Origin of the sequence: Cellulomonas sp. SG140 (assembly GCF_025770785.1) — a bacterium.
Lineage (GTDB): Bacteria > Actinomycetota > Actinomycetes > Actinomycetales > Cellulomonadaceae > Cellulomonas.
The window spans coordinates 24,884-43,738 of the sequence record NZ_JANZLA010000008.1 but is presented as its reverse complement, the minus strand read 5'-3'; the positions used below and the strand labels follow the sequence as shown (position 1 = coordinate 43,738).

At 72.9% G+C, this 18,855-nt stretch carries 19 protein-coding genes; 15 read left to right on the top strand and 4 right to left on the bottom strand.

Annotated features, from left to right (window positions below; translation table 11 throughout):
• The first annotated feature begins 63 nt into the window (after positions 1–63).
• Positions 64–1,776, top strand: a complete 1,713-nt coding sequence (locus tag N0B34_RS14365; protein ID WP_263732101.1) for a SulP family inorganic anion transporter — start codon at positions 64–66, stop codon at positions 1,774–1,776.
• Between the two features lie 98 nt (positions 1,777–1,874).
• Positions 1,875–2,834 (top strand): TIGR03557 family F420-dependent LLM class oxidoreductase, encoded by a 960-nt coding sequence (locus tag N0B34_RS14360; protein WP_263732100.1) that lies wholly within the window; start codon positions 1,875–1,877, stop codon positions 2,832–2,834.
• 53 nt (positions 2,835–2,887) lie between these two features.
• Here N0B34_RS14360 and N0B34_RS14355 read toward each other — a convergent pair whose 3' ends face one another.
• Positions 2,888–4,489, bottom strand: coding sequence for a phospholipase D-like domain-containing protein (locus N0B34_RS14355; RefSeq protein ID WP_263732099.1), 1,602 nt, complete (start codon positions 4,487–4,489; stop codon positions 2,888–2,890).
• 91 nt (positions 4,490–4,580) lie between these two features.
• Here N0B34_RS14355 and N0B34_RS14350 point away from each other — a divergent pair, with 91 nt between their 5' ends.
• The 11 genes from N0B34_RS14350 to N0B34_RS14300 all read left to right on the top strand — a co-directional run bounded on the left by N0B34_RS14350 (position 4,581) and on the right by N0B34_RS14300 (position 16,522).
• A complete protein-coding gene (locus tag N0B34_RS14350) occupies positions 4,581–5,549 on the top strand; it encodes a glycoside hydrolase family 88 protein (protein WP_263732098.1) in 969 nt (322 codons plus the stop codon).
• 468 nt (positions 5,550–6,017) lie between these two features.
• On the top strand, positions 6,018–6,218 hold the full coding sequence (locus tag N0B34_RS14345) for a hypothetical protein (RefSeq protein WP_263732097.1): 201 nt from the start codon (positions 6,018–6,020) through the stop codon (positions 6,216–6,218).
• A gap of 145 nt (positions 6,219–6,363) precedes the next feature.
• Positions 6,364–8,013: an AMP-binding protein gene (locus N0B34_RS14340; protein WP_263732096.1), complete on the top strand. Its 1,650-nt coding sequence runs from the start codon at positions 6,364–6,366 to the stop codon at positions 8,011–8,013.
• A gap of 46 nt (positions 8,014–8,059) precedes the next feature.
• Entirely contained in the window at positions 8,060–9,265 is a 1,206-nt protein-coding gene (locus tag N0B34_RS14335; RefSeq protein WP_263732095.1) for an ROK family transcriptional regulator, read from the top strand.
• 212 nt (positions 9,266–9,477) lie between these two features.
• A complete protein-coding gene (chvE, locus tag N0B34_RS14330; protein WP_263732094.1) occupies positions 9,478–10,614 on the top strand; it encodes a multiple monosaccharide ABC transporter substrate-binding protein in 1,137 nt (378 codons plus the stop codon).
• A 78-nt stretch (positions 10,615–10,692) separates the two neighbouring features.
• On the top strand, positions 10,693–12,240 hold the full coding sequence (mmsA, locus tag N0B34_RS14325; RefSeq protein ID WP_263732093.1) for a multiple monosaccharide ABC transporter ATP-binding protein: 1,548 nt from the start codon (positions 10,693–10,695) through the stop codon (positions 12,238–12,240).
• Positions 12,237–13,451 carry a multiple monosaccharide ABC transporter permease gene (mmsB, locus tag N0B34_RS14320; RefSeq protein ID WP_263732092.1) on the top strand — a complete coding sequence of 405 codons (1,215 nt, stop codon included), beginning with the start codon at positions 12,237–12,239 and terminating at the stop codon, positions 13,449–13,451. The genes mmsA and mmsB overlap by 4 nt, the downstream gene beginning before the upstream one ends.
• 179 nt (positions 13,452–13,630) lie before the next feature.
• On the top strand, positions 13,631–14,026 hold the full coding sequence (locus N0B34_RS14315; RefSeq protein ID WP_263732091.1) for a DUF302 domain-containing protein: 396 nt from the start codon (positions 13,631–13,633) through the stop codon (positions 14,024–14,026).
• A gap of 128 nt (positions 14,027–14,154) precedes the next feature.
• Positions 14,155–15,249 carry a fatty acid desaturase family protein gene (locus N0B34_RS14310; protein ID WP_263732090.1) on the top strand — a complete coding sequence of 365 codons (1,095 nt, stop codon included), beginning with the start codon at positions 14,155–14,157 and terminating at the stop codon, positions 15,247–15,249.
• Between the two features lie 191 nt (positions 15,250–15,440).
• The gene (locus N0B34_RS14305; protein WP_263732089.1) at positions 15,441–16,070 is read left to right on the top strand and encodes a zinc ribbon domain-containing protein; all 630 of its coding nucleotides are present in this window, start codon (positions 15,441–15,443) and stop codon (positions 16,068–16,070) included.
• Positions 16,067–16,522: a hypothetical protein gene (locus N0B34_RS14300; protein ID WP_263732088.1), complete on the top strand. Its 456-nt coding sequence runs from the start codon at positions 16,067–16,069 to the stop codon at positions 16,520–16,522. Before N0B34_RS14305 ends, N0B34_RS14300 begins: the two co-directional genes overlap by 4 nt.
• A gap of 8 nt (positions 16,523–16,530) precedes the next feature.
• Here N0B34_RS14300 and N0B34_RS14295 read toward each other — a convergent pair whose 3' ends face one another.
• Genes N0B34_RS14295 through N0B34_RS14285 form a run of 3 tightly spaced genes read right to left on the bottom strand, consistent with a single transcriptional unit; the run spans position 16,531 to position 17,869 of the window.
• Complete coding sequence (locus N0B34_RS14295; protein ID WP_263732087.1) at positions 16,531–16,899, bottom strand: fluoride efflux transporter FluC; 369 nt, start codon at positions 16,897–16,899, stop codon at positions 16,531–16,533.
• Positions 16,896–17,330 (bottom strand): fluoride efflux transporter FluC, encoded by a 435-nt coding sequence (locus N0B34_RS14290; RefSeq protein WP_263732086.1) that lies wholly within the window; start codon positions 17,328–17,330, stop codon positions 16,896–16,898. The genes N0B34_RS14295 and N0B34_RS14290 overlap by 4 nt, the downstream gene beginning before the upstream one ends.
• Positions 17,327–17,869: a universal stress protein gene (locus N0B34_RS14285; RefSeq protein WP_263732085.1), complete on the bottom strand. Its 543-nt coding sequence runs from the start codon at positions 17,867–17,869 to the stop codon at positions 17,327–17,329. Before N0B34_RS14285 ends, N0B34_RS14290 begins: the two co-directional genes overlap by 4 nt.
• A 184-nt stretch (positions 17,870–18,053) precedes the next feature.
• Here N0B34_RS14285 and N0B34_RS14280 point away from each other — a divergent pair, with 184 nt between their 5' ends.
• Together N0B34_RS14280 and N0B34_RS14275 are read left to right on the top strand one after the other, a co-directional pair.
• Positions 18,054–18,362, top strand: coding sequence for a hypothetical protein (locus N0B34_RS14280; RefSeq protein WP_263732084.1), 309 nt, complete (start codon positions 18,054–18,056; stop codon positions 18,360–18,362).
• Positions 18,359–18,847 (top strand): hypothetical protein, encoded by a 489-nt coding sequence (locus tag N0B34_RS14275; protein WP_263732083.1) that lies wholly within the window; start codon positions 18,359–18,361, stop codon positions 18,845–18,847. The genes N0B34_RS14280 and N0B34_RS14275 overlap by 4 nt, the downstream gene beginning before the upstream one ends.
• Positions 18,848–18,855 lie beyond the last annotated feature (8 nt).

Sequence of the window (18,855 nt, the reverse complement as noted above, 5' to 3'; positions counted from 1 at the left end):
GCGGCAGGCGGAGCGCGCGCGGCACCAGGGCCGGTGCGGCGGGGCGCTCACTAGGGTCGGTGCATGGGCCACCGGCTCGAGCACCTGCTGCCCGGGGTGGGCGTCGCGCGGGGCTACCGGCGTGCGTGCCTGCGCGAGGACCTCACCGCCGGCGTCGTCGTCACCGCCCTGCTGATCCCCGCCGGGATGGGCTACGCGCAGGCCGCCGGCCTCCCGCCGCAGGCCGGGCTGTACGCGACCGTCGTGCCGCTGCTGGTCTACGCGCTGGTCGGTCCGTCGCGCGTGCTGGTGCTCGGCCCGGACTCCTCGCTCGCGCCGATCATCGCCGCCGCCGTCGTGCCGCTGGCCCTGGGCGACGACCGCCGCGCGATCGCCCTCGGCGGTGTGCTCGCGCTGCTGGTCGGCGCGGTGCTGCTGCTCGGCGGGGTGCTGCGGCTGGGCCTGGTGACCGACCTGCTGTCCAAGCCGATCCGCATCGGCTACCTCAACGGCATCGCGCTGGTGGTGGTGGTCGGCCAGCTGCCGAAGCTGCTGGGCTTCTCCATCGGCACGGACTCACCGCTGCAGCAGGTGGCGGAGACGGCCCGCGGCATCGCCGACGGCCGCACCGAGCCGATGGCGCTCGCGTTCGGTCTCGGTTCCCTCCTGGTGATCCTCGGCCTGCGCCTGCTCGCCGGGCACCGGGTGGCCGGCCGGATCCCCGGGGTGCTGGTCGCGGTCGTCGTCTCGACGGCGCTGGTCGCCGCCCTCGGCTGGCGCGCCCGGCTGCCGGTGGTCGGGGCGCTGCCGGCCGGGCTGCCGGCGCCGGAGCTGGCCGGTGTCACGTGGCGCGACGTCGGCGCGCTGACCGGGCCGGCGCTCGGCATCGCGCTGATCGCGTTCGCCGACACCGGCGTGCTGTCCCGCACGCTCGCCGCCCGGCGCGGCGACTCGGTGGACGGCAGCCACGAGATGGGTGCCATCGGGGTGGCCAACCTGGCGAGCGGGCTCACCGGCGGCTTCCCCGTGTCGGCGTCGTCGTCGCGCAGTGCCGTCGCGGACCAGGCCGGCGGCCGCACGCAGCTGGTCGGCGTGGTCGGGGCGCTGCTGGTGACGGCCTTCGTGCTCGCCGCGCCAGGCGTGACGGGATACCTGCCGTCCGCGACGCTCGCCGCGGTGGTGATCGTCGCGGCGGCCGGGCTGGTGGACGTGCCGGGGTTCGTGCGGCTGCTGCGGACCAGCCCGGTGGAGGGGCTGCTGTCACTGGCGGCCCTCGGCGGGATCGTCCTGGTCGGCGTGCTGCGCGGCATCGTCGTCGCCGTCGCCCTCTCGTTCCTCGCGTTCGTGCAGCAGGCGTGGCGGCCGTACCGCGCGGAGCTGGGGCTGGTGCCGGGCGTGCGCGGGTACCACGACGTCAGCCGCAACCCGGCCGCGGAGCGGATCCCCGGCCTGGTGATCGTCCGGTTCGACGCCCCGCTGTTCTTCGCCAACGGGCGGATCTTCGACGACTACGTGCGGGCGGTGGTCGACGCCGCCGCCGGTCCGGTCAGCACGGTGATCCTCGCCGCGGAGCCGATCACGGACGTGGACGCCACCGCGGTGGACGAGCTCGTGGAGCTCGACGACCACCTCGCCTCCCGCGGCATCCGGCTGGTGATCGCGGAGATGAAGGACCCGGTCCGGGACCGGTTGCACCGGCTGGGCCTGGACGAGCGGTTCGGCCCGGACCGGTTCGCGCCGACCGTCGGGGCGGCCGTGGACGACGTCACCGGGCGGTTCCGCAACGACCTCGGCTGAGGCCGGTCTCCCGTCGCGCCCGCGAACCCCGGGATGCGGGCCCGGGCACCGCGGGTGACGGTGGAGCGGTACCCACCGGTCGACGCAGGGGAGCAGCGATGAGGATCGGCTACAAGCTGATGACGGAGGGCTTCGGCCCGCAGGAGATCGTCCGGCAGGCGCTCGCCGCCGAGCAGGCGGGGTTCGACTTCGTCGAGCTCAGCGACCACTTCCACCCGTGGCTGGAGTCCCAGGGGCACAGCGGCAACACCTGGGTGATGCTCGGCGCCATCGCCGCGAAGACGGAGACGATCGGCCTGGTCACGGGCGTGACGTGCCCGTCGTACCGGTACCACCCGGCCGTCGTCGCCCAGCAGGCCGCCACCCTGCAGCTGATCTCCGAGGGCCGGTTCACGCTCGGTGTCGGGGCCGGCGAGCGGCTCAACGAGCACGTGATCGGCACCGGCGTCCCGGCCGCCCGGCAGCGGCACGAGGCGCTGCGCGAGGCGCTGGAGATCATCCGCATGCTGTGGGAGGGCGGCTACCGCTCGTACGACGGCCTCCACCTGCAGCTGGAGGACGCGCGGGTGTTCGACCTGCCGGAAGAGCTCCCGCCGATCGCCGTGGCGATCAGCGGCCACGCGTCGTTGGAGCTGGCCAACGAGTTCGGCGACGGGGTGTTCGCCGTGGAGCCGCTGGGGGAGCTGCTGGCCGGGTTCACCGGCGACGGCCCTCGGTACGCGGAGATCCCGCTGGCCTGGGCGCCCGACGAGGAGCAGGCGGTGCAGGCCCTGCTGGAGAAGACGCGGTTCGTCGTCCCCGGCTGGAAGGTGATGAGCGAGCTGCCCAACCCGGTGAACTTCGACGCAGCGACCAAGCACGTGCGGGGCGACGACATGCGGTCGATGTTCGCGTGCGGCCCGGACGTGGAGCGGCACGTCGAGGTCGCGCAGACCTTCGTCGACGCGGGGTTCGACCACCTGGTCACCATGAACGGCGGCCCGGACCCCGACGGGTTCCTCGAGTTCTTCGCCACCGAGCTGGGCGACCGGCTGCGGGCGCTGACGCCGGCGCGCTGACGCCGGCGCGCTGACCGCCGGCCGACGGCGCGGCCGGGTCGCTCGGCGGGAGGTCAGAACCGCCGCGCGAGCCGGTCCGCCGGCGTCCGGCCGTCCGGGTCGTACACCCACCGGTAGAACGGTTCGGCCCACAGCCGGTCGAGCACGCTGATGTGCCCCGGCCGGTAGGTCCGCACCCGGCCCGGCGGCCGCGGCCCTCGTCGTCCACCCGCGTACCAGGCGTCGAGCGCCTCGGCCGCGCTCCGGTACGCGTCGAACCACGCCACCGGGTCGTCCAGGTCGTCGGGCGCCGCCGCGCCCAGGTGCTCGGCGGCCAGCTCCACCCGCAACGACCGGGCGGTGCCCGTGGTGGTCCCCTCGACGAAGGCCGCACTCAGCTCGCTGTCGTGCGTCCACGACCGCCGGTTCGCGTTGTCCGACCCGATGCACGCCCACGCGTCGTCCACCACGCACACCTTGGCGTGCACGTAGATCGGCGTCCCGGCCTCGTTCTCCACGCCGTAGATGCCGACGCGCCGACCGCCGGCCCGTCGCAGCAGCCGCAGCGCGTGCAGCCGCCCCAGCTCGGTGGGCACCTCGGCGTCGCGTCCGCCCTGGTCGGCGTGCAGCGGCACGATCACCACCAGCCGCAGGTCCGGCGACCGCCGCAGCGCCCGCGCGAACGCCGCCGCCACGTCCGCCGACCACAGGTACTGGTCCTCGAGGTACACCAGCCGACGCGCCTGCCCCAACGCGGAAATGTAGCCGCGCGCCACCGACCGCTCGCCACGGCGGGCGAACGGGTAGGGCGGGAACCGCGGCGGATACGTGCGCAGCAGCTGCACGGCCGCGGTGCCGCACGGCTCCGGGTCCGGGTGCTGCGGCGGCAGCGGCCGCACCCGGGTGCGGGTGCCGCGCAGCAGGTCCTCGAGCCGGCGCAGCGGGTTCAGCGTCAACGGCGTCGCGTCCTGCCAGCGCTCGCGGAACACCGCCTCGGCGTCGCCGACCGCCGGGCCCTGGATCTGCAGCTGCACGTCGTGCCACGGCGGGGTCGGCCCGTACACCGCGGCCATCTCCACCGGCTGCGGGTCGCCGTGGTGCGCCTCGTCGTCGTGCCGGCTGTGGCACAGGTCGATGCCGCCGATGAACGCCACGTCGTCCTGCGGCCGGTCGCGGTGCCGCAGCACCACCAGCTTCTGGTGGTGGGACCCCAGCGGTCGCACCCGCATGTCCAGCAGGCACTGCCCGCCGGCCGCCTCGATCTCCTCCCCGAGGTGCCGGTTCTGCGCCGCGCTGAACCGGAACCGGTCCCAGTGCGACCGCCACACCAGCCCGCGCACGTCCACACCGCGTGCGGCGGCCGCCGCGAACACCGGTCCCACCTCGGTGCCCGGCCCACCGAGCCGCTCGTCGGGGTCGCCCCGCCAGTCGGTGAACAGCAACAGGTCCCCGTCGCCCATCGCCTGGACGGCGGCGAGCAGCGCCGCGAAGTACGCCGAGCCGTGCACCAGGGGCGTCACCTCGTTGCCGAGGGTCCACGCGAGGCCGTCGGCGTGCCGGGTGTCCAGCACGGTGTCCGGGTTGCCGCGGTCCGCCGCGGAGAGGAACCAGTGTTCCGGATCGGTGCCCGGCTCCGCCTCGAACCGCGTCGACGGGTCCTGCTCACGCGACGTCACCGACACCGACCTCCTCGCCCCGAGCCTGGCGCCAGCGTAGGGAACCGGCCGCCGACCGGCCCGTCCACGTGCGCCGACGCATGATCGACCGGTGGACGACGACGTGACCCTCATGCCCGTGCTGCACGCCCTGCTGGCCATGCAGCGGCACTCGTGGGAGCAGGGCGTCGCCTCGCACGCGCTGCTCGACCTCGGCCGCGACGACCTGGTGGTGCCGATGGCGCTCGACGCCGTGACGCGGCAGACGGCGGACGGGCGGCTCGGCGAGCTGGATGACTCCGGGCTGGTCAACTGCGGCGCGCTCGGCGAGGTGGTGCACCGCGTCGCAAGCCGCACCGGGTCGGCGGAGTGCGCCGCGGGGTTCGACCGGCAGGTGCGCTGGTTGGTCGAGACCTGCCCACGGGCGGCCGACGGCACCCTGTTCCACCTCGAGGGCACGCACCAGGTGTGGGTGGACTCCGTCTACATGCTGCTCCCGGTGCTGGTGCTGGCAGGCCGTCCCGACGAGGCCCTGCGACAGCTGCGCGGGCACGCCGACCGGCTGTTCGACCCGTCCTCAGGGCTGTACGCGCACCAGTACGACGAGGACTCCGGCACCCTGCTGCGCGCCGCGCACTGGGGCACCGGCAACGGCTGGGTGGTCGCCGGGCTCGCCCGTGCCGTCCACCTGCTCGCCGATCCGACCCACGAGCTGCGCGCCGTCGCCACCGCCCACGCCCGCACCGTCGTCGACGCCTGCCTGGCTCACCGCGAACCGGACGGCACGTTCCACGACGTCCTCGACGACGCGTCGACCTTCACCGAGCTCAACGTCGCCCAGATGCTGGCGTACGCCCTGTTCACGGGCGTGGCGGACGGCTGGCTGCCGCCGGCCCCGTACGCCGCCACCGCCCGCTCGCTGCTCGCCACCGCTGTCGCCCACATGACCCCGGAGGGCTTCGTCGAACCGGTCTGCGGCGCCCCGCACTTCGACCGCCCGGGCCGCTCGGCCGAGGCCCAGGCCTTCCACCTCCTCGCCCTCGCGGCCTCCCGCCGCCTGGCGCCGCCGCGGGACAGCTGAGAGGTCCCGGTGCGACCGCCCCGCCCCGGTACGGTCGCACAGCCGGCTGAAGCAGCCCGGTTGCGAGAGGGGCCGCGCGTGCAAAGCGATCGAGCTGGACGGACGACTCCGGACGCCTACGCGCGCGAGCGGATGAAGGGAAGACGGACGCAGGTCGCGGTGCTCGGCGCCGTGGTCGTGCTCCCGCTCGTCCGGCAAGCCGTCGTGGTCGGCGTCGTCCCTACGCTGGTGATCGCCGCGATCGGCCTGCTCGCCTTCACCGCACTCCTGCTCGCTGTTCGGGTCCGTGCGAGCCGCGCGGTGGGCGGCACCTGCCCTGCCCTGCTTCCCGTCTGGGCGGCGAGGGAAGGCGCAGCACGGCTCAGGACGAGGAGCCCGAGCACCACCCTGCCCGGAGCCCTCCGATTCTCACCGGGGACCGTCGAGTGGGTCCCGACGAGCGGCAGTGCCCGGCTAGGCGCACAGCCTGTGCGATGGGTCGTCGAGACGCCGGACCAGCTGACGCTCTTCGTCGCGGGACGCCTGGCGTCGCAGATGCTCGTGACGATTCGTGGGCGGGACGGCGAGGTGCTGGCGGACGTCTGGGCGCGGGCCACGGAGCAGCGAGCACACCAGCTGGCGGCCCTCACCACGGTTCGTCCGCGACCGGGTGAGCGGCGGGAGGACTGAGGCCCTGCACCACGGGCGAGACGGCCCACGTCCTGGTCGGCGCAGGGGAGTAGCGTCGCCGGGCACGGCTGGCGGGGTCGACGTCGTGCCGCTCCCGCGGGACGCTCGTCGTGACCCCTCCTCGTCACCCCGCAAGGACCGTCACATGCCTGCCCTGCACCAGCGCTACCTCACCGAGACCGTGGGCGCCGAGGGCCACCCCACCGCCTTCTCGCTGACCTGTCCGCCCGACTTCAGCTTCGGGTACGACGTCGTGGACGAGCTGGCCCGCCGGAGCCCGGACAAGCGGGCGCTGCGCTGGACGGACGACTCCGGCGCGGTCGAGGAGTACACGTTCGGCGACATCGCGCGCCTGTCGGACCAGGCGGCGTCGTACTTCCAGCAGGCCGGCGTCCGCAAGGGCGACCGGGTGCTGCTGATCCTCAAGCGCCACCCGCAGTTCTGGTGGGCGATCGTCGGCCTGCACAAGATCGGCGCCGTCGCGGTGCCGGCCACCAACCAGCTGAAGACGCACGACCTGCACTACCGCCTGCGCAAGGCCGAGATCCGCGCGGTCGTCTGCACCCAGGAGGGCGACGTCGCCGCCGCGGTCGACGAGGCCGCCGCCGACCTGGGCATCGGCCTGATCCGGGCGGCGGTCCACGGGGCACGTGAGGGCTGGGACGACTTCGACGCGGGCGTCGCCGCCGCACCGCCGTTCGTCGCCCCGACGGGCGCCGACCGTCCGGTCACGAAGGACCCGCTGCTGCTCTACTTCACCTCCGGCACCACTGCCGAGCCGAAGATGGTGCTGCACGACCACAGCTACCCGATCGCGCACATCCCCACGGCCAAGTACTGGCAGCACGTCGACCCGGACGGCCTGCACCTGACCGTCAGCGAGACCGGCTGGGCGAAGTCGGTGTGGGGCAAGCTCTACGGGCAGTGGCTGCTGGAGGCCGCGGTCGACGTCTACGACTTCGACCGGTTCGACCCCAAGAGGATGCTGCAGCACCTGCACGACGCGCAGGTGACGACGTTCTGCGCCCCGCCCACCATCTACCGCTTCCTGGTCGCCGAGGACCTGTCCGGCTACGACCTGTCGAACCTGCGCCACGCGACCACGGCCGGCGAGGCGATGAACCCCGCGGTCGCGGACAAGTTCCGCGCCCTGACGGGGCTGGACCTCAAGGAGGGCTACGGCCAGACGGAGATGACGCTGGCCGCATTCACCGCGTACTGGCAGGAGGGTCGTCCCGGCTCGATGGGCACCCCGTCGCCCGCGTACGACGTGGTGCTGCTCCGCGAGGACGGCACCGTCGCGGGCGCGGGGGAGGAGGGCGAGATCTGCGTCCGCGCCGACCGCGACGCCCGCCCGCTCGGCCTGTTCCTCGGCTACGCCGACGACGACGCGATCACCGACGCCGCCTGGCACGACGGGTACTACCACACGCACGACCTGGCGACGGCGGACGCCGACGGCTACCTCTGGTACGTCGGCCGCACCGACGACATGATCAAGACGTCCGGCTACCGCGTCGGCCCGTTCGAGGTCGAGTCGATCGTGCACGACCACCCCGCCGTGCGGGAGTGCGCCATCACCGGTGTCCCGGACGAGATCCGCGGCGTGGTGATCAAGGCGACCATCGTCCTGGCCGAGCCGTACACGGCGTCCACCGAGCTGGCGCACGAGATCCAGCAGTTCGTGAAGTCCCGGACGGCGCCGTACAAGTACCCGCGCGTCGTCGAGTTCGTCGACGTCCTGCCCAAGACGATCTCGGGCAAGATCCGCCGGGTCGAGCTCCGCGGCCGCTGAGCGTGCGCCGAGGGGAGTGAGCGCGCCCGCCGCTAGGGTGTGCGCCATGCAGCCCGACGGCGTCGACGGGGACGCCTCCGCCAGCCGTGGTGCCGCGCGCCCGGCTCGCGTCTCCCCGCTCTCGGCTGTGCTCGGCGCCGTGCTGCAGGCCCGTGAGCCCGTCTCCCGCGCCCAGATCGCCGCCTCGCTCGGGCTGTCCCGCGGCACCGTCTCCGGCATCGCCGACCAGCTGCTGTCCGCCGGGCTGGTCCGCGAGCTCGACCCGGTGCTGGTCGGCCGCGCCGGCCGGCCGGCGGTGCCGCTGGCCGGGGCCCTCGGCACGGTGGCCGCGCTGGGGATGGAGGTGAACGTCGACTACTACGGCCTGCGCGCGGTAGACCTCGCCGGACGCGTCCTGTTCGAGCAGGTGGTCGACGAGGACCTGCGCGGCAGCGACCCGGAGGTCACCCTGGGCCGCCTCGCCGACCTGGCCGGCCGGGTGATCCTGGACCTGCAGGAGGCGGAGCTGCGGGTGGCGGGCACGGCGCTGGCGCTGCCCGGCCTGGTCAACCGGGTCACCGGTCCCCTCCGGTACGCGCCCAACCTCGGGTGGCGCGACGTCGACGTCGTCCGGCTGATGTCCCGGCACCCGGTGCTGGCCGCCTTCCCGCCCAGCCTGGCGAACGAGGCGAACCTGGCCGCCCGGGCCGAGGCGTGGGCACGTCGGGGCCGGGTGGCGCCGTCGTTCTTCTACGTCTCGGGCGAGCTCGGCATCGGTGGCGCGATCGTGCTCGAGGGCGAGATCTTCGCGGGGCGGCACGGGTGGAGCGGTGAGATCGGGCACGTGGTGGTGGAACCTGCGCTCGGCGCCGAACGGGGCGGCCTCGAGGCGCTCGCGGGCCAGGCACTGATGCTGCGCGCGGCCGGCATGCCGGTCGGAGCGACGATCGCCGACCTCGCGGCTGCTGCCGAGCGCGGCGAGGCCCAGCCGTTGGCGGCGGTCCGGGACGCCGGACGGATGCTCGGCACGGCGCTCGCGGCGGCGGCCAACATCCTCGACATCGGCGAGGTGGTGCTGGGCGGCAGCTTCGGTCAGCTCTTCGACCACCTGCACCGCCAGGTCGAGGACTGCCTGCAGCAGATGGTGATCTTCGCCCCGTGGTCGACGCCGGCCGTGACCCGCGCCCGCGCCGGGGAGCTGCCCGCGATGGCGGGCGGCGCGCTGACCGTCCTGCGGGGCGTCGTGGACGACGCCGAGGCCTGGGTCGCCTGACCCCGTCGCGGCCACCGTTGCCGCATTGTGACCTTGCCGACCCGTCGAAGCGTTGTCCGACCCTGTCCGACGATGGTTTAGTTCTGCCCGACAACAAAAAGGGGTACCGGCCGGCACGCGCCGCCGAGCCCCCACGACGGCGGCCCGCGACGGAGCGGCGCCGTGCACCCGACCGGGGGGTCCGGTCGGTGTTGTGAGAGGTCAGGACGACGATGACGTTGACACGGACCAAGCTGGTCGCGGTCGTGATGGGCGCGGCTCTCGCGCTCGCCTCGGTCGCCGGATGCAGCAGCACCCGCAGCAACAACACCCCCGCCGGGGGCGCCACCTCGGCGAACGCGGCGAGCACCCTCGTCGGCATCGCGATGCCGACCAAGAGCCTCGAGCGGTGGAACCGTGACGGTGCCCACCTCGAGGAGCTGCTGAAGAAGGCCGGCTACCAGACCAGCCTGCAGTACGCCGACAACAAGGTGGACCAGCAGGTCACGCAGCTGCAGAACATGATCAACCAGGGCGCCAAGGTCCTGGTCATCGCCTCCATCGACGGCAAGGCGCTCGGCCCGGTGCTGCAGCAGGCCGCCGACAAGGGCGCGAAGGTGATCGCCTACGACCGCCTGATCAACGAGTCGCCGAACGTCGACTACTACGCCACGTTCGACAACTACAAGGTCGGCCAGCTGCAGGGCCAGTTCATCGAGACGGCCCTCGGCCTGAAGGACGGCAAGGGTCCGTTCAACCTCGAGCCCTTCGCCGGTTCGCCCGACGACAACAACGCCAAGTTCTTCTTCTCCGGCGCCTGGGACGTGCTGAACCCCTACGTCCAGTCCGGCAAGCTCGTCGTCCCCTCGGGCAAGGCCCCGAAGACGGACGCCGACTGGACCTCGATCGGCATCCAGGAGTGGAAGTCCGAGACGGCTCAGTCCGAGATGCAGAACCGCATCAACTCGTTCTACGCGGGCGGCAAGAAGATCCAGGTCGTCCTGTCCCCGAACGACTCCCTCGCGCTCGGCATCGCCCAGGCCCTCGACGCGGCCGGCTACAAGCCGGGTTCCGACTGGCCCGTGCTGACCGGCCAGGACGCCGACAAGGCGAACGTCCTGAACATGCTCCAGGGCAAGCAGTCCATGACGGTCTGGAAGGACACCCGGGCGCTCGGTGACGAGGTCGCCAAGATGGTCGACCAGGTGGTCAAGGGCCAGACCGTTGACGTCAACGACACCAAGACGTACGACAACGGCAAGAAGGTCGTCCCGACCTACCTGCTCGCTCCGCAGGTGGTCACCAAGGACAACGTCAAGTCCGCACTGGTCGACTCCGGCTTCTACAGCGCCTCCGACCTGGGTCTGTGACCTCGGGACGCCGCCGGTCCGCAGCTGCGGGCCGGCGGCGCCCGTCCGTCCCAGCAGTCCGACCGGAGTGAGGAACTCATGGAGCAGAGCACCATCCTGGAGATGCGCGGCATCACCAAGCGCTTCCCGGGCGTCATCGCGCTGAACGACGTCAACCTCGCGGTCACGCGCGGCGAGGTGCACGCGATCTGCGGTGAGAACGGTGCGGGCAAGTCGACCCTGATGAAGGTCCTGTCAGGGGTCTACCCGCACGGCACCTACGAGGGCGAGATCGTCTTCGACGGCGAGCCGGTGGAGTTCCGCGGCATCCGCGACTCCGAGCGCAAGGGCATCGTCATCATCCACCAGGAGCTCGCGCTCAGCCCGTACCTGTCGCTCGCCGAGAACATCTTCCTCGGCAACGAGCGCAGCCGGCGCGGCGTCGTCGACTGGAACAAGACGAACTCCGAGGCGGCTCGCCTCCTGCGGCGCGTCGGGCTCACCGAGCCCCCGGACACCCGCGTCACCGACATCGGCGTGGGCAAGCAGCAGCTGGTGGAGATCGCCAAGGCGCTGTCCAAGGAGGTCAAGCTCCTCATCCTCGACGAGCCGACGGCCGCGCTGAACGACGAGGACAGCGACCACCTGCTCGACCTGATCCGCGGCCTGCGGGACGACGGCATCACCTCGATCATCATCAGCCACAAGCTCAACGAGCTCGAGGCGATCGCGGACTCCACCACGGTGATCCGGGACGGGCGCACCATCGAGACGCTCGACATGCACGGTGCGGAGCCGGTGACCCAGGACCGCCTGATCCGGGGCATGGTCGGCCGCGCGCTGGACCACCGGTTCCCGGAGCACTCGCCGACGATCGGCGAGGAGGTGCTCCGCATCGAGGACTGGACGGTCCACCACCCGATCGACCGGCAGCGCGTCGTGGTGCGCAACGCGTCGGTCAACGTGCGGCGCGGCGAGATCGTCGGGCTCGCGGGGCTGATGGGGGCCGGCCGCACCGAGCTCGCCATGAGCGTCTTCGGCCGGCGGTACGGCACCGGCATCTCGGGCCGGGTCTACAAGAACGGCGAGGAGGTGGACACCTCCACGGTGCAGGCCGCCATCCGGGCCGGCATCGCGTACGCCACCGAGGACCGCAAGCGGTACGGCCTCAACCTCATCGACACGATCCAGCACAACGTCAGCGCGTCGGCGCTGGGCAAGGTCGCCCGCTGGGGCGTCGTGGACAAGAACGTCGAGCTCGCCACGGCGGAACGGTTCCGCAAGGAGCTGGCGGTCAAGTCGCCCACGGTGGCGGCCCTGGTCGGCAAGCTCTCGGGCGGCAACCAGCAGAAGGTCGTCCTGAGCAAGTGGATCTTCGCCGACCCGGACGTGCTGATCCTGGACGAGCCCACCCGCGGCATCGACATCGGCGCCAAGTACGAGATCTACACGATCGTGAACCGGCTGGCGGACGAGGGGAAGGCCGTCATCCTCATCTCCTCCGAGCTGCCGGAGCTCATCGGGGTCTGCGACCGCATCTACACGCTCAGCCAGGGCAGCGTCACGGGCGAGGTCGCCAGGGCGGACGCCACCCAGGAGCACCTCATGCACCTCATGACCATGGACAAGAACGGGATCACGCGATGAGCACGGAAACGACGCCCCTGACGGGCGCGGTCGAGGGTGAGGCGACCCGGGGCTCGGCACTGGGCAGCAGCGTCCGGCAGTACGGGATCTTCGGCGCGCTCGTCGTCCTGCTGCTGCTGTTCCAGGTCCTCACGCACGGCAAGCTGCTGCTGGCGAACAACGTCGCGAGCCTGTTCCAGCAGAACGCCTACGTGATGATCCTGGCCATCGGCATGCTGATGGTGATCGTCGCCGGGCACATCGACCTGTCGGTCGGCTCGATGGTGGCGTTCATCGGCGGCGTGGTCGCCATCTCGATGCGGGACATGCACCTGCCGTGGCTGCTCGCCGTGCTGGTGGGCATCCTGGTCGGCGCCCTCGCCGGGGCATGGCAGGGCTTCTGGATCGCCTACGTCGGGATCCCGGCCTTCATCGTCACCCTCGCCGGCATGCTGCTGTTCCGCGGTCTCGCGATCGTGCTGGTCGGCGAGACCATCGCGGGTCTGCCCAACGGCTACGTCCGCATCTCCAACGGGTCGCTGCCCAACGTGCTCGGCTTCGCCGGGAACCTCGACGCCCTGACGTTGCTGCTCGGCGTGGTCGGCATCGCCGCGGTGGTGTTCACGCAGCTGCGGTCCCGGGTGGCCAAGCGCAAGCACGGCCTGCACGTGGAGTCGCTGCTCGCGTTCGTCGGCAAGAACGTGCTGGTCGCCCTCGCCATCGGCGCCCTGACGTTCGTGCTGTCCCTCAGCTCGGGCGGCACGCCGATCGTGCTGGTGATCGTCGGCGTGCTGGTGATCGCGTACTCGTTCGTGATGGGCAACACGGTGTTCGGCCGGCGCATCTACGCCATCGGCGGCAACCGTCCGGCGGCGATCCTGTCCGGTGTCAACACCAAGGCGATCGACTTCTCGATCTTCGTCAACATCGGTGCGCTCACCGGCGTCGCGGCCATCGTCACCTCCTCGCGGGCCGGCGCGGCGGTGGCCGCGGCAGGCAGCAACTACGAGCTCGACGCGATCGCCGCCTGCTTCATCGGCGGCGCGGCGGTCACCGGTGGCATCGGCCGGATCTCGGGCGCGATCGTCGGCGCCCTGATCATGGGCGTGCTGAACATGGGCCTGTCGATCATGGCGGTGAACCCCGCCTGGCAGATGGCGATCAAGGGCCTCGTGCTCCTTGCCGCCGTCGCCTTCGACCTGGTCAACAAGCGGCGCGCAGGCACTCTGTAGCCGAGCGCAACGCGGCGGCGGTGCGTATCGGGGGAACAGCGGCTCCCGGTGCGCACCGCCGCGCCGTGTCCGGCGGCTGCCCGGGCACGGGTCCGGGCTGCAGGTGGCGATCGATACCCCCAGGGGTATACTGAGAGCTCGGCCGCCCGAGCGGTCGTGCCGCCGTCGGAGGACCGCCCATGAGCTTCGCCCTCTCCACCACCGTCGCCCTCGACTTCGACCAGACCGTCGCGGCCCTCCGAGAGGCGCTCGCCGCCCAGGGCTTCGGCATCCTGACCGAGGTGGACCTGTCCGGCACGCTGAAGACCAAGCTGGACGTCGACGTCCCGCACGAGCTGCTGCTCGGCGCGTGCAACCCGGCCTACGCGTACCGGGCGCTGCAGGCGGACGAGCGGGTCGGTCTGCTGCTGCCCTGCTCGCTGACGGTCCGCGCGGGCGCCGACGGCCGCACCCTGGTCGACGCCCTTGACCCGGTGCTGATGGTGCAGCTGACCGGTAGTCCCGGCCTCACCGAGGTCGCCGTCGAGGTGCGGTCGGCCCTGCGGGCCGCGCTCGACGCCGTCGAGAGCCGCTGACCGGCGTGTCGCCCGCTCCGTCCGGCGCGTCGGCCGCCCCCGCCCCGACCGGGCGTACTCTCGCAACACCCGGGACCTCGGTCCCACACTCGTGGGGGTTGCCCTCCCGCCTATCCGGAGGGGAACCCATGGACACCCGTACCGTCGCGACCGCCGATCCGCCCGTCCTGCGCCCGCGTGAGCGTCAGCTCAGCGAGTTCACCGAGCTGGCCCGCACCGTGCAGGAGTCGGGGCTGATGAGCCGGCGGCTCGGCTGGTACTGGACGCAGTTCGCGGTGCTGACCGTCGGACTGCTCGCCACGTTCGCCGCGTTCGTGCTCGTCGGGCACTCGTGGTGGCAGCTGGTGGTCGCGGCCCTGCTCGCCCTGCTGCTGGGCCAGGTGATGTTCCTGGGCCACGACGCCGCGCACCGGCAGATCTTCGCCTCCGGCCGGTGGAACGACTGGGGCAGCCTGGTGATCGCCAACCTGTACGCCGGCATGAGCTACGGCTGGTGGCAGCACAAGCACTCCCGGCACCACGCCAAGCCCAACCAGGTGGGCGCGGACCCGGACATCGACATGGACGTGCTGCGGTTCCACAACGAGGACGAGCGACGTCCCAGCACGGGGGTGGCCCGGTGGTTCCGCGAGCGGCAGGGGTGGTTCTTCTTCCCCCTGCTGCTGCTGGAGGGCCTCAACCTGCACGTCTCCGGGGTGAAGACGATCTTCGGCCGGGGTCCGGTGAAGCGTCGCCCCGTCGAGATCGCCTTCGTCACCCTGCGGCTCGGCGGCCACCTCGCCGTGGTGTTCTGGCTGCTGCCGTTCGGGATGGCGGTGGCGTTCCTCGCCGTGCAGCTCGCCCTGTTCGGCCTCTACATGGGCATGGTGTTCGCGCCCAACCACAAGGGCATGCCGATCGTGCCGCGGGACAGCAGGATCGACTTCCTGCGCCGTCAGGTGCTGATGAGCCGCAACATCCGCGGCGGTCGGCTGACGGACGTGGCGATGGGCGGCCTGAACTACCAGATCGAGCACCACCTGTTCCCGAGCATGCCGCGGCCGCACCTGCGTCAGGTGCAGCCGCTGGTCCGCGACTTCTGCCGGGCCCACGGCATCCACTACACGGAGGTGAGCGCCGCACGGTCCTACCGCACGGTGGTGCAGTACCTGAACCGGGTGGGGCTGGGCGCCCGCGACCCGTTCGAGTGCCCGATCACCGCGCAGTACCGCGTGGCCCGTTAGCCCGGCGAGGCGGTCCGGCGGGCGGTCCCGCCGGGCGGTCCGGCTGGGCGGTCCGGCTGGGCGTTCGAGTGAATCCGCCCTGCTGGTGGTGCGATCGCCCCTCGCGGTGACCGTCCCGGTGCCACGCTGTGCGCTGTCAACAGTGAGGGTCGAGGCCCTCACCGGGTCGGCAGTGCTCGCAGGGGGACCGCATGATCATCTGGGGCTGGCGCGCGTTCAAGGCGCTGATCGCGACCGGCGTCTTCTACTGCCCACGGTGCCTGGGTGACCGGTCGTACCGGCACCTCGCCGCCCGTCGGTGGTTCACGCTGTTCTTCATCCCCGTCATCCCGCTCGAGCGGCTGGGCACCTTCGTCCAGTGCGACGCGTGCCACGGCACGTTCACGGAGGTGGCTCTGGAGGCGCCGACCGTCGCGGTGTTCGAGCACACGCTGGGTCTGGCGGCGCGGGCCGGGGTGGCGCACCTGGTGTCCCGGCTGAGCCCGACCCCGCAGGTGGTCGCCCTGGCCTGCGCGGCCCTGCGGGACCGTCCGGGCGTGGCCCAGCCGTACGACGAGCACCGGCTGCGGGCCGACGTCAACGCGTTCGCCGACCGGCGGACGGCGCTGACCTACGTGGCACCCCTCGCGGGCACCATGTCGATCGACGGCCGCGAGGACTTCGTCCGGCGGCTGGTCCTGCTCGGCGCCCGCCTGTCGCCCACCGACCGGCTGCGCGAGCCGGTGTCCGCGATCGCCGCGGAGCTGCAGCTGAGCCCCGCCCACGTCGCGGGGATCCGCGAGCAGGTCGAGGCCGGGATGCCGACCGGGGGGCTGGCGTGATCACGGCGGCTCCGGCGGTTGGTGCGGACGCCGTCTTCAACGCTCCGCCGGGGTGGCTGACGCCCCCCGGCTTCGACCCGCGGCGGGGCCACCTGCCGGACCCGACCTGGCCGGCAGCCCCCGCCGGATGGCAGTTCTGGGTCACCCGACCGCAGCCGCGCGGTCTGGTCGCCGCCCTGAAGCGCGGGTGGTGGGGCCCTGCGGTGGGTGGTGCGGTGGTGCTGCTCCTCGTCCTGGCGGCGTTGCTCCACGGCTCGTCCTCGCCGACCGACGGGGTCGGGTCCTGCTGGGCCGAGGGGAGCGGCGGCAGGCTGACCTCCGTGGACTGCTCGTCCAGCCGGGCGATGTACCGCGTGTCCTCCGTCGTCGCGCGGCCCGACCTCTGCTCGAAGCCCTCGCCCGGCTACCTCGAGGGCGCCACCGGGTTCGAGTGCCTCACGGCCCTGTCGTGAGCCTCGGGTCAGGGCAGGGTGAGCCAGAGGCCGACGCCTGCGGCGGCGAGCCCCGCCAGAGCCATGCCGACGGCGTGCAGCACCGCCTCGACCGCCGGGCGTGAGCCCGTCGCGAGCCGGACGGCCTCGACGCTGGCCGTGCTGAACGTGGTGTAGCCGCCCAGGAAGCCGGTGCCGAGCACCACCTTCTCGTCCGACAGGCCCGGGTACCGCATCGCGAGGCCCGTCAGCGCGCCGAGCAGCAGCGCACCCGACACGTTGATCACCACGGTGCCGAGCGGGAAGGGCAGGCGGTTGTGGCGCGCCACGACGCCGTCCACGACGAACCGCGTCGCGGCACCCAGGCCGCCGGCCAGCGCCAGGAGCACGGGGATCATGCGGGCCTCCGCACCAGCGCCCGCGCCGCGAGGATGCCGACCAGAGCCGCGAGCACCCCGGCGGCGACGCTGCCCGCCACGTACACCGCCGCGAGGCCGACCCGGCCGCCCCGGATCAGCAGGTCGGACTCCACCATGAAGGTGCTGTACGTGGTGTAGCCGCCCATCACCCCGGTGCCGATGGCGAGCCGCAGCGCCCGACGCCAGCCGTGGTCCGGACCGCTACGGGCCAGCGACTCGAGCAGCAGGCCGAGCAGCAGGGAGCCGGTGACGTTGATCCAGAAGGTCGTCCAGGGGAACGTGCCGGTGGCGACGGCGTGGAGCCGGCCCAGCTCCCAGCGTGCCGTGGTGCCGACCGCCCCGCCCAGTACCACCAGTCCCAGCAGACCCGGCCGGCGGTAGGCCGGCCGCGGGTGCGCGGGCGGCGTCACCTCCACAACGGTGTCTTCCAGTCGACGACGCCCAGCGGGACGACGAGCACGGGCCGGTGCTGGTGGTGGGACAGCTGCACGGCGACCGAGCCTTCCAGGAACTCCCGCACCCGCGCCCCGCGACCGGGGGCGCGCGTGCCGACGACGATCGCCGCGGCGTCCACCGCGCGAGCCAGGTGGGTCAGGGAACGGTCCGGCCGGCCGGCCAGGTACCGGAACTCCCACGGCACGCCGGTGCCCTCCATCACGCGGGTCAGCGTCTCGACGATCTGGATCCGCCGGTCCTCCCAGCGGTCGTCGACGGTGTCGGGGTCCACCTCGCCGTGCCGCACGGTGCCGTCCGGGAACTCCTCCAGGACGAACCGGGTGGTGTCGACGTAGGCGAAGTACAGCGGCGGGTTGCCGGCCGCCTGCGACCAGGAGATGGCGGTCAGCGCCACCAGCTCCGGCTGACCGGGCACGATCGCGACCACGATCGGGTGGCCGGCGAACGGCGTCATCCTCGACGGGCTCGGCTGCGGGACCTCGTGCGCGTTCATCGGCACCAGCCTGGCACTGCGCCGGGTCGGCGGCGACACTCGTCTGACCGGCGTCTTCATCGAATCTTCGCAATCGCGACCGGGCGGCCTTCGCGCACGGGGCGGACGCTGGACGTGGAGGACGGCGGACGAGCGCCGTCCGCGAGCCCGACGGAGACCGAAGATGATGTGGTACGGAGGCGGCATGCACGCCGGGGTGTGGCTGGTGATGGGCCTGTTCTGGCTGCTGCTGATCGCGGCGATCATCTGGTTGGTGGTGCAGCTGACGACGTCCGGCCGCCGCGGCGCACCGCCCGTGCACCGTCCCTGGGGACCCGGTCCGTGGGGCCGGGCGCCGTACGGCCAGGCGCCGGGAGCGCAGGGGCCGTGGACGCAGGGGCCGGAGTCGCCGTTCGAGGTGCTCGACCGACGCCTGGCCACCGGTGAGATCGACGTGGACACGTACCGGCAGCTGCGCGCGGCGCTGCTCGAGTCGCGGGGCGGGCAGCCATGAGCACCGTGCCTCCCACCGAGCCGGTGCCGACCACGCCGGAGCCCGGCACGCCACGGCCGGCCGGTGCGGCTCCGACCCCGGGCGCGGCCGGAACCGGCCCCGGGCTGCCGCCGGCACGCCGGCGCGGTCCGCTGATCGCGGCCCTGGTGGTCGCCGTCGTCCTGCTGATCGGCTCGGTCGGCGCGACCGTGGCCTGGGCGGGCGTCAGCGCGGTGAGCGACCGGGGTGTGCTTCGCCCGTGGGACGGGATGCCCGGCATGCACCGTGGCTGGGACCGGGACGACCAGCCGTACCAGGGCGTGCAGCCCGGTCAGCGCAGCGGGCAGGGCGGCTGGCGGGGCACCGGGCCGGGTGTCGGTCCAGGGTTCGGGCCGGGCTCCGGTCGGGGCTCCGGGCCGGGGTTCGGTCCGGGGTTCGGTCCGGGCATGCACCGCGGGTACGGCCCGGCGCCCGTGCCGAGCCCGTCGGCGTCGCCGTCCAGCTGAACCGTCCG

Excerpts from the sequence above, each read along its gene's own strand:
- N0B34_RS14275 (WP_263732083.1), top strand. The coding sequence starts at position 18,359 with ATGAGCACCGTGCCTCCCACCGAGCCGGTGCCGACCACGCCGGAGCCC.
- N0B34_RS14335 (WP_263732095.1), top strand. The coding sequence starts at position 8,060 with ATGCAGCCCGACGGCGTCGACGGGGACGCCTCCGCCAGCCGTGGTGCC.
- N0B34_RS14365 (WP_263732101.1), top strand. The coding sequence starts at position 64 with ATGGGCCACCGGCTCGAGCACCTGCTGCCCGGGGTGGGCGTCGCGCGG.
- N0B34_RS14315 (WP_263732091.1), top strand. The coding sequence starts at position 13,631 with ATGAGCTTCGCCCTCTCCACCACCGTCGCCCTCGACTTCGACCAGACC.
- mmsB (WP_263732092.1), top strand. The coding sequence starts at position 12,237 with ATGAGCACGGAAACGACGCCCCTGACGGGCGCGGTCGAGGGTGAGGCG.
- chvE (WP_263732094.1), top strand. The coding sequence starts at position 9,478 with ATGACGTTGACACGGACCAAGCTGGTCGCGGTCGTGATGGGCGCGGCT.
- mmsA (WP_263732093.1), top strand. The coding sequence starts at position 10,693 with ATGGAGCAGAGCACCATCCTGGAGATGCGCGGCATCACCAAGCGCTTC.
- N0B34_RS14295 (WP_263732087.1), bottom strand. The coding sequence starts at position 16,899 with ATGATCCCCGTGCTCCTGGCGCTGGCCGGCGGCCTGGGTGCCGCGACG.
- N0B34_RS14280 (WP_263732084.1), top strand. The coding sequence starts at position 18,054 with ATGCACGCCGGGGTGTGGCTGGTGATGGGCCTGTTCTGGCTGCTGCTG.
- N0B34_RS14305 (WP_263732089.1), top strand. The coding sequence starts at position 15,441 with ATGATCATCTGGGGCTGGCGCGCGTTCAAGGCGCTGATCGCGACCGGC.
- N0B34_RS14360 (WP_263732100.1), top strand. The coding sequence starts at position 1,875 with ATGAGGATCGGCTACAAGCTGATGACGGAGGGCTTCGGCCCGCAGGAG.
- N0B34_RS14340 (WP_263732096.1), top strand. The coding sequence starts at position 6,364 with ATGCCTGCCCTGCACCAGCGCTACCTCACCGAGACCGTGGGCGCCGAG.
- N0B34_RS14285 (WP_263732085.1), bottom strand. The coding sequence starts at position 17,869 with ATGAACGCGCACGAGGTCCCGCAGCCGAGCCCGTCGAGGATGACGCCG.
- N0B34_RS14310 (WP_263732090.1), top strand. The coding sequence starts at position 14,155 with ATGGACACCCGTACCGTCGCGACCGCCGATCCGCCCGTCCTGCGCCCG.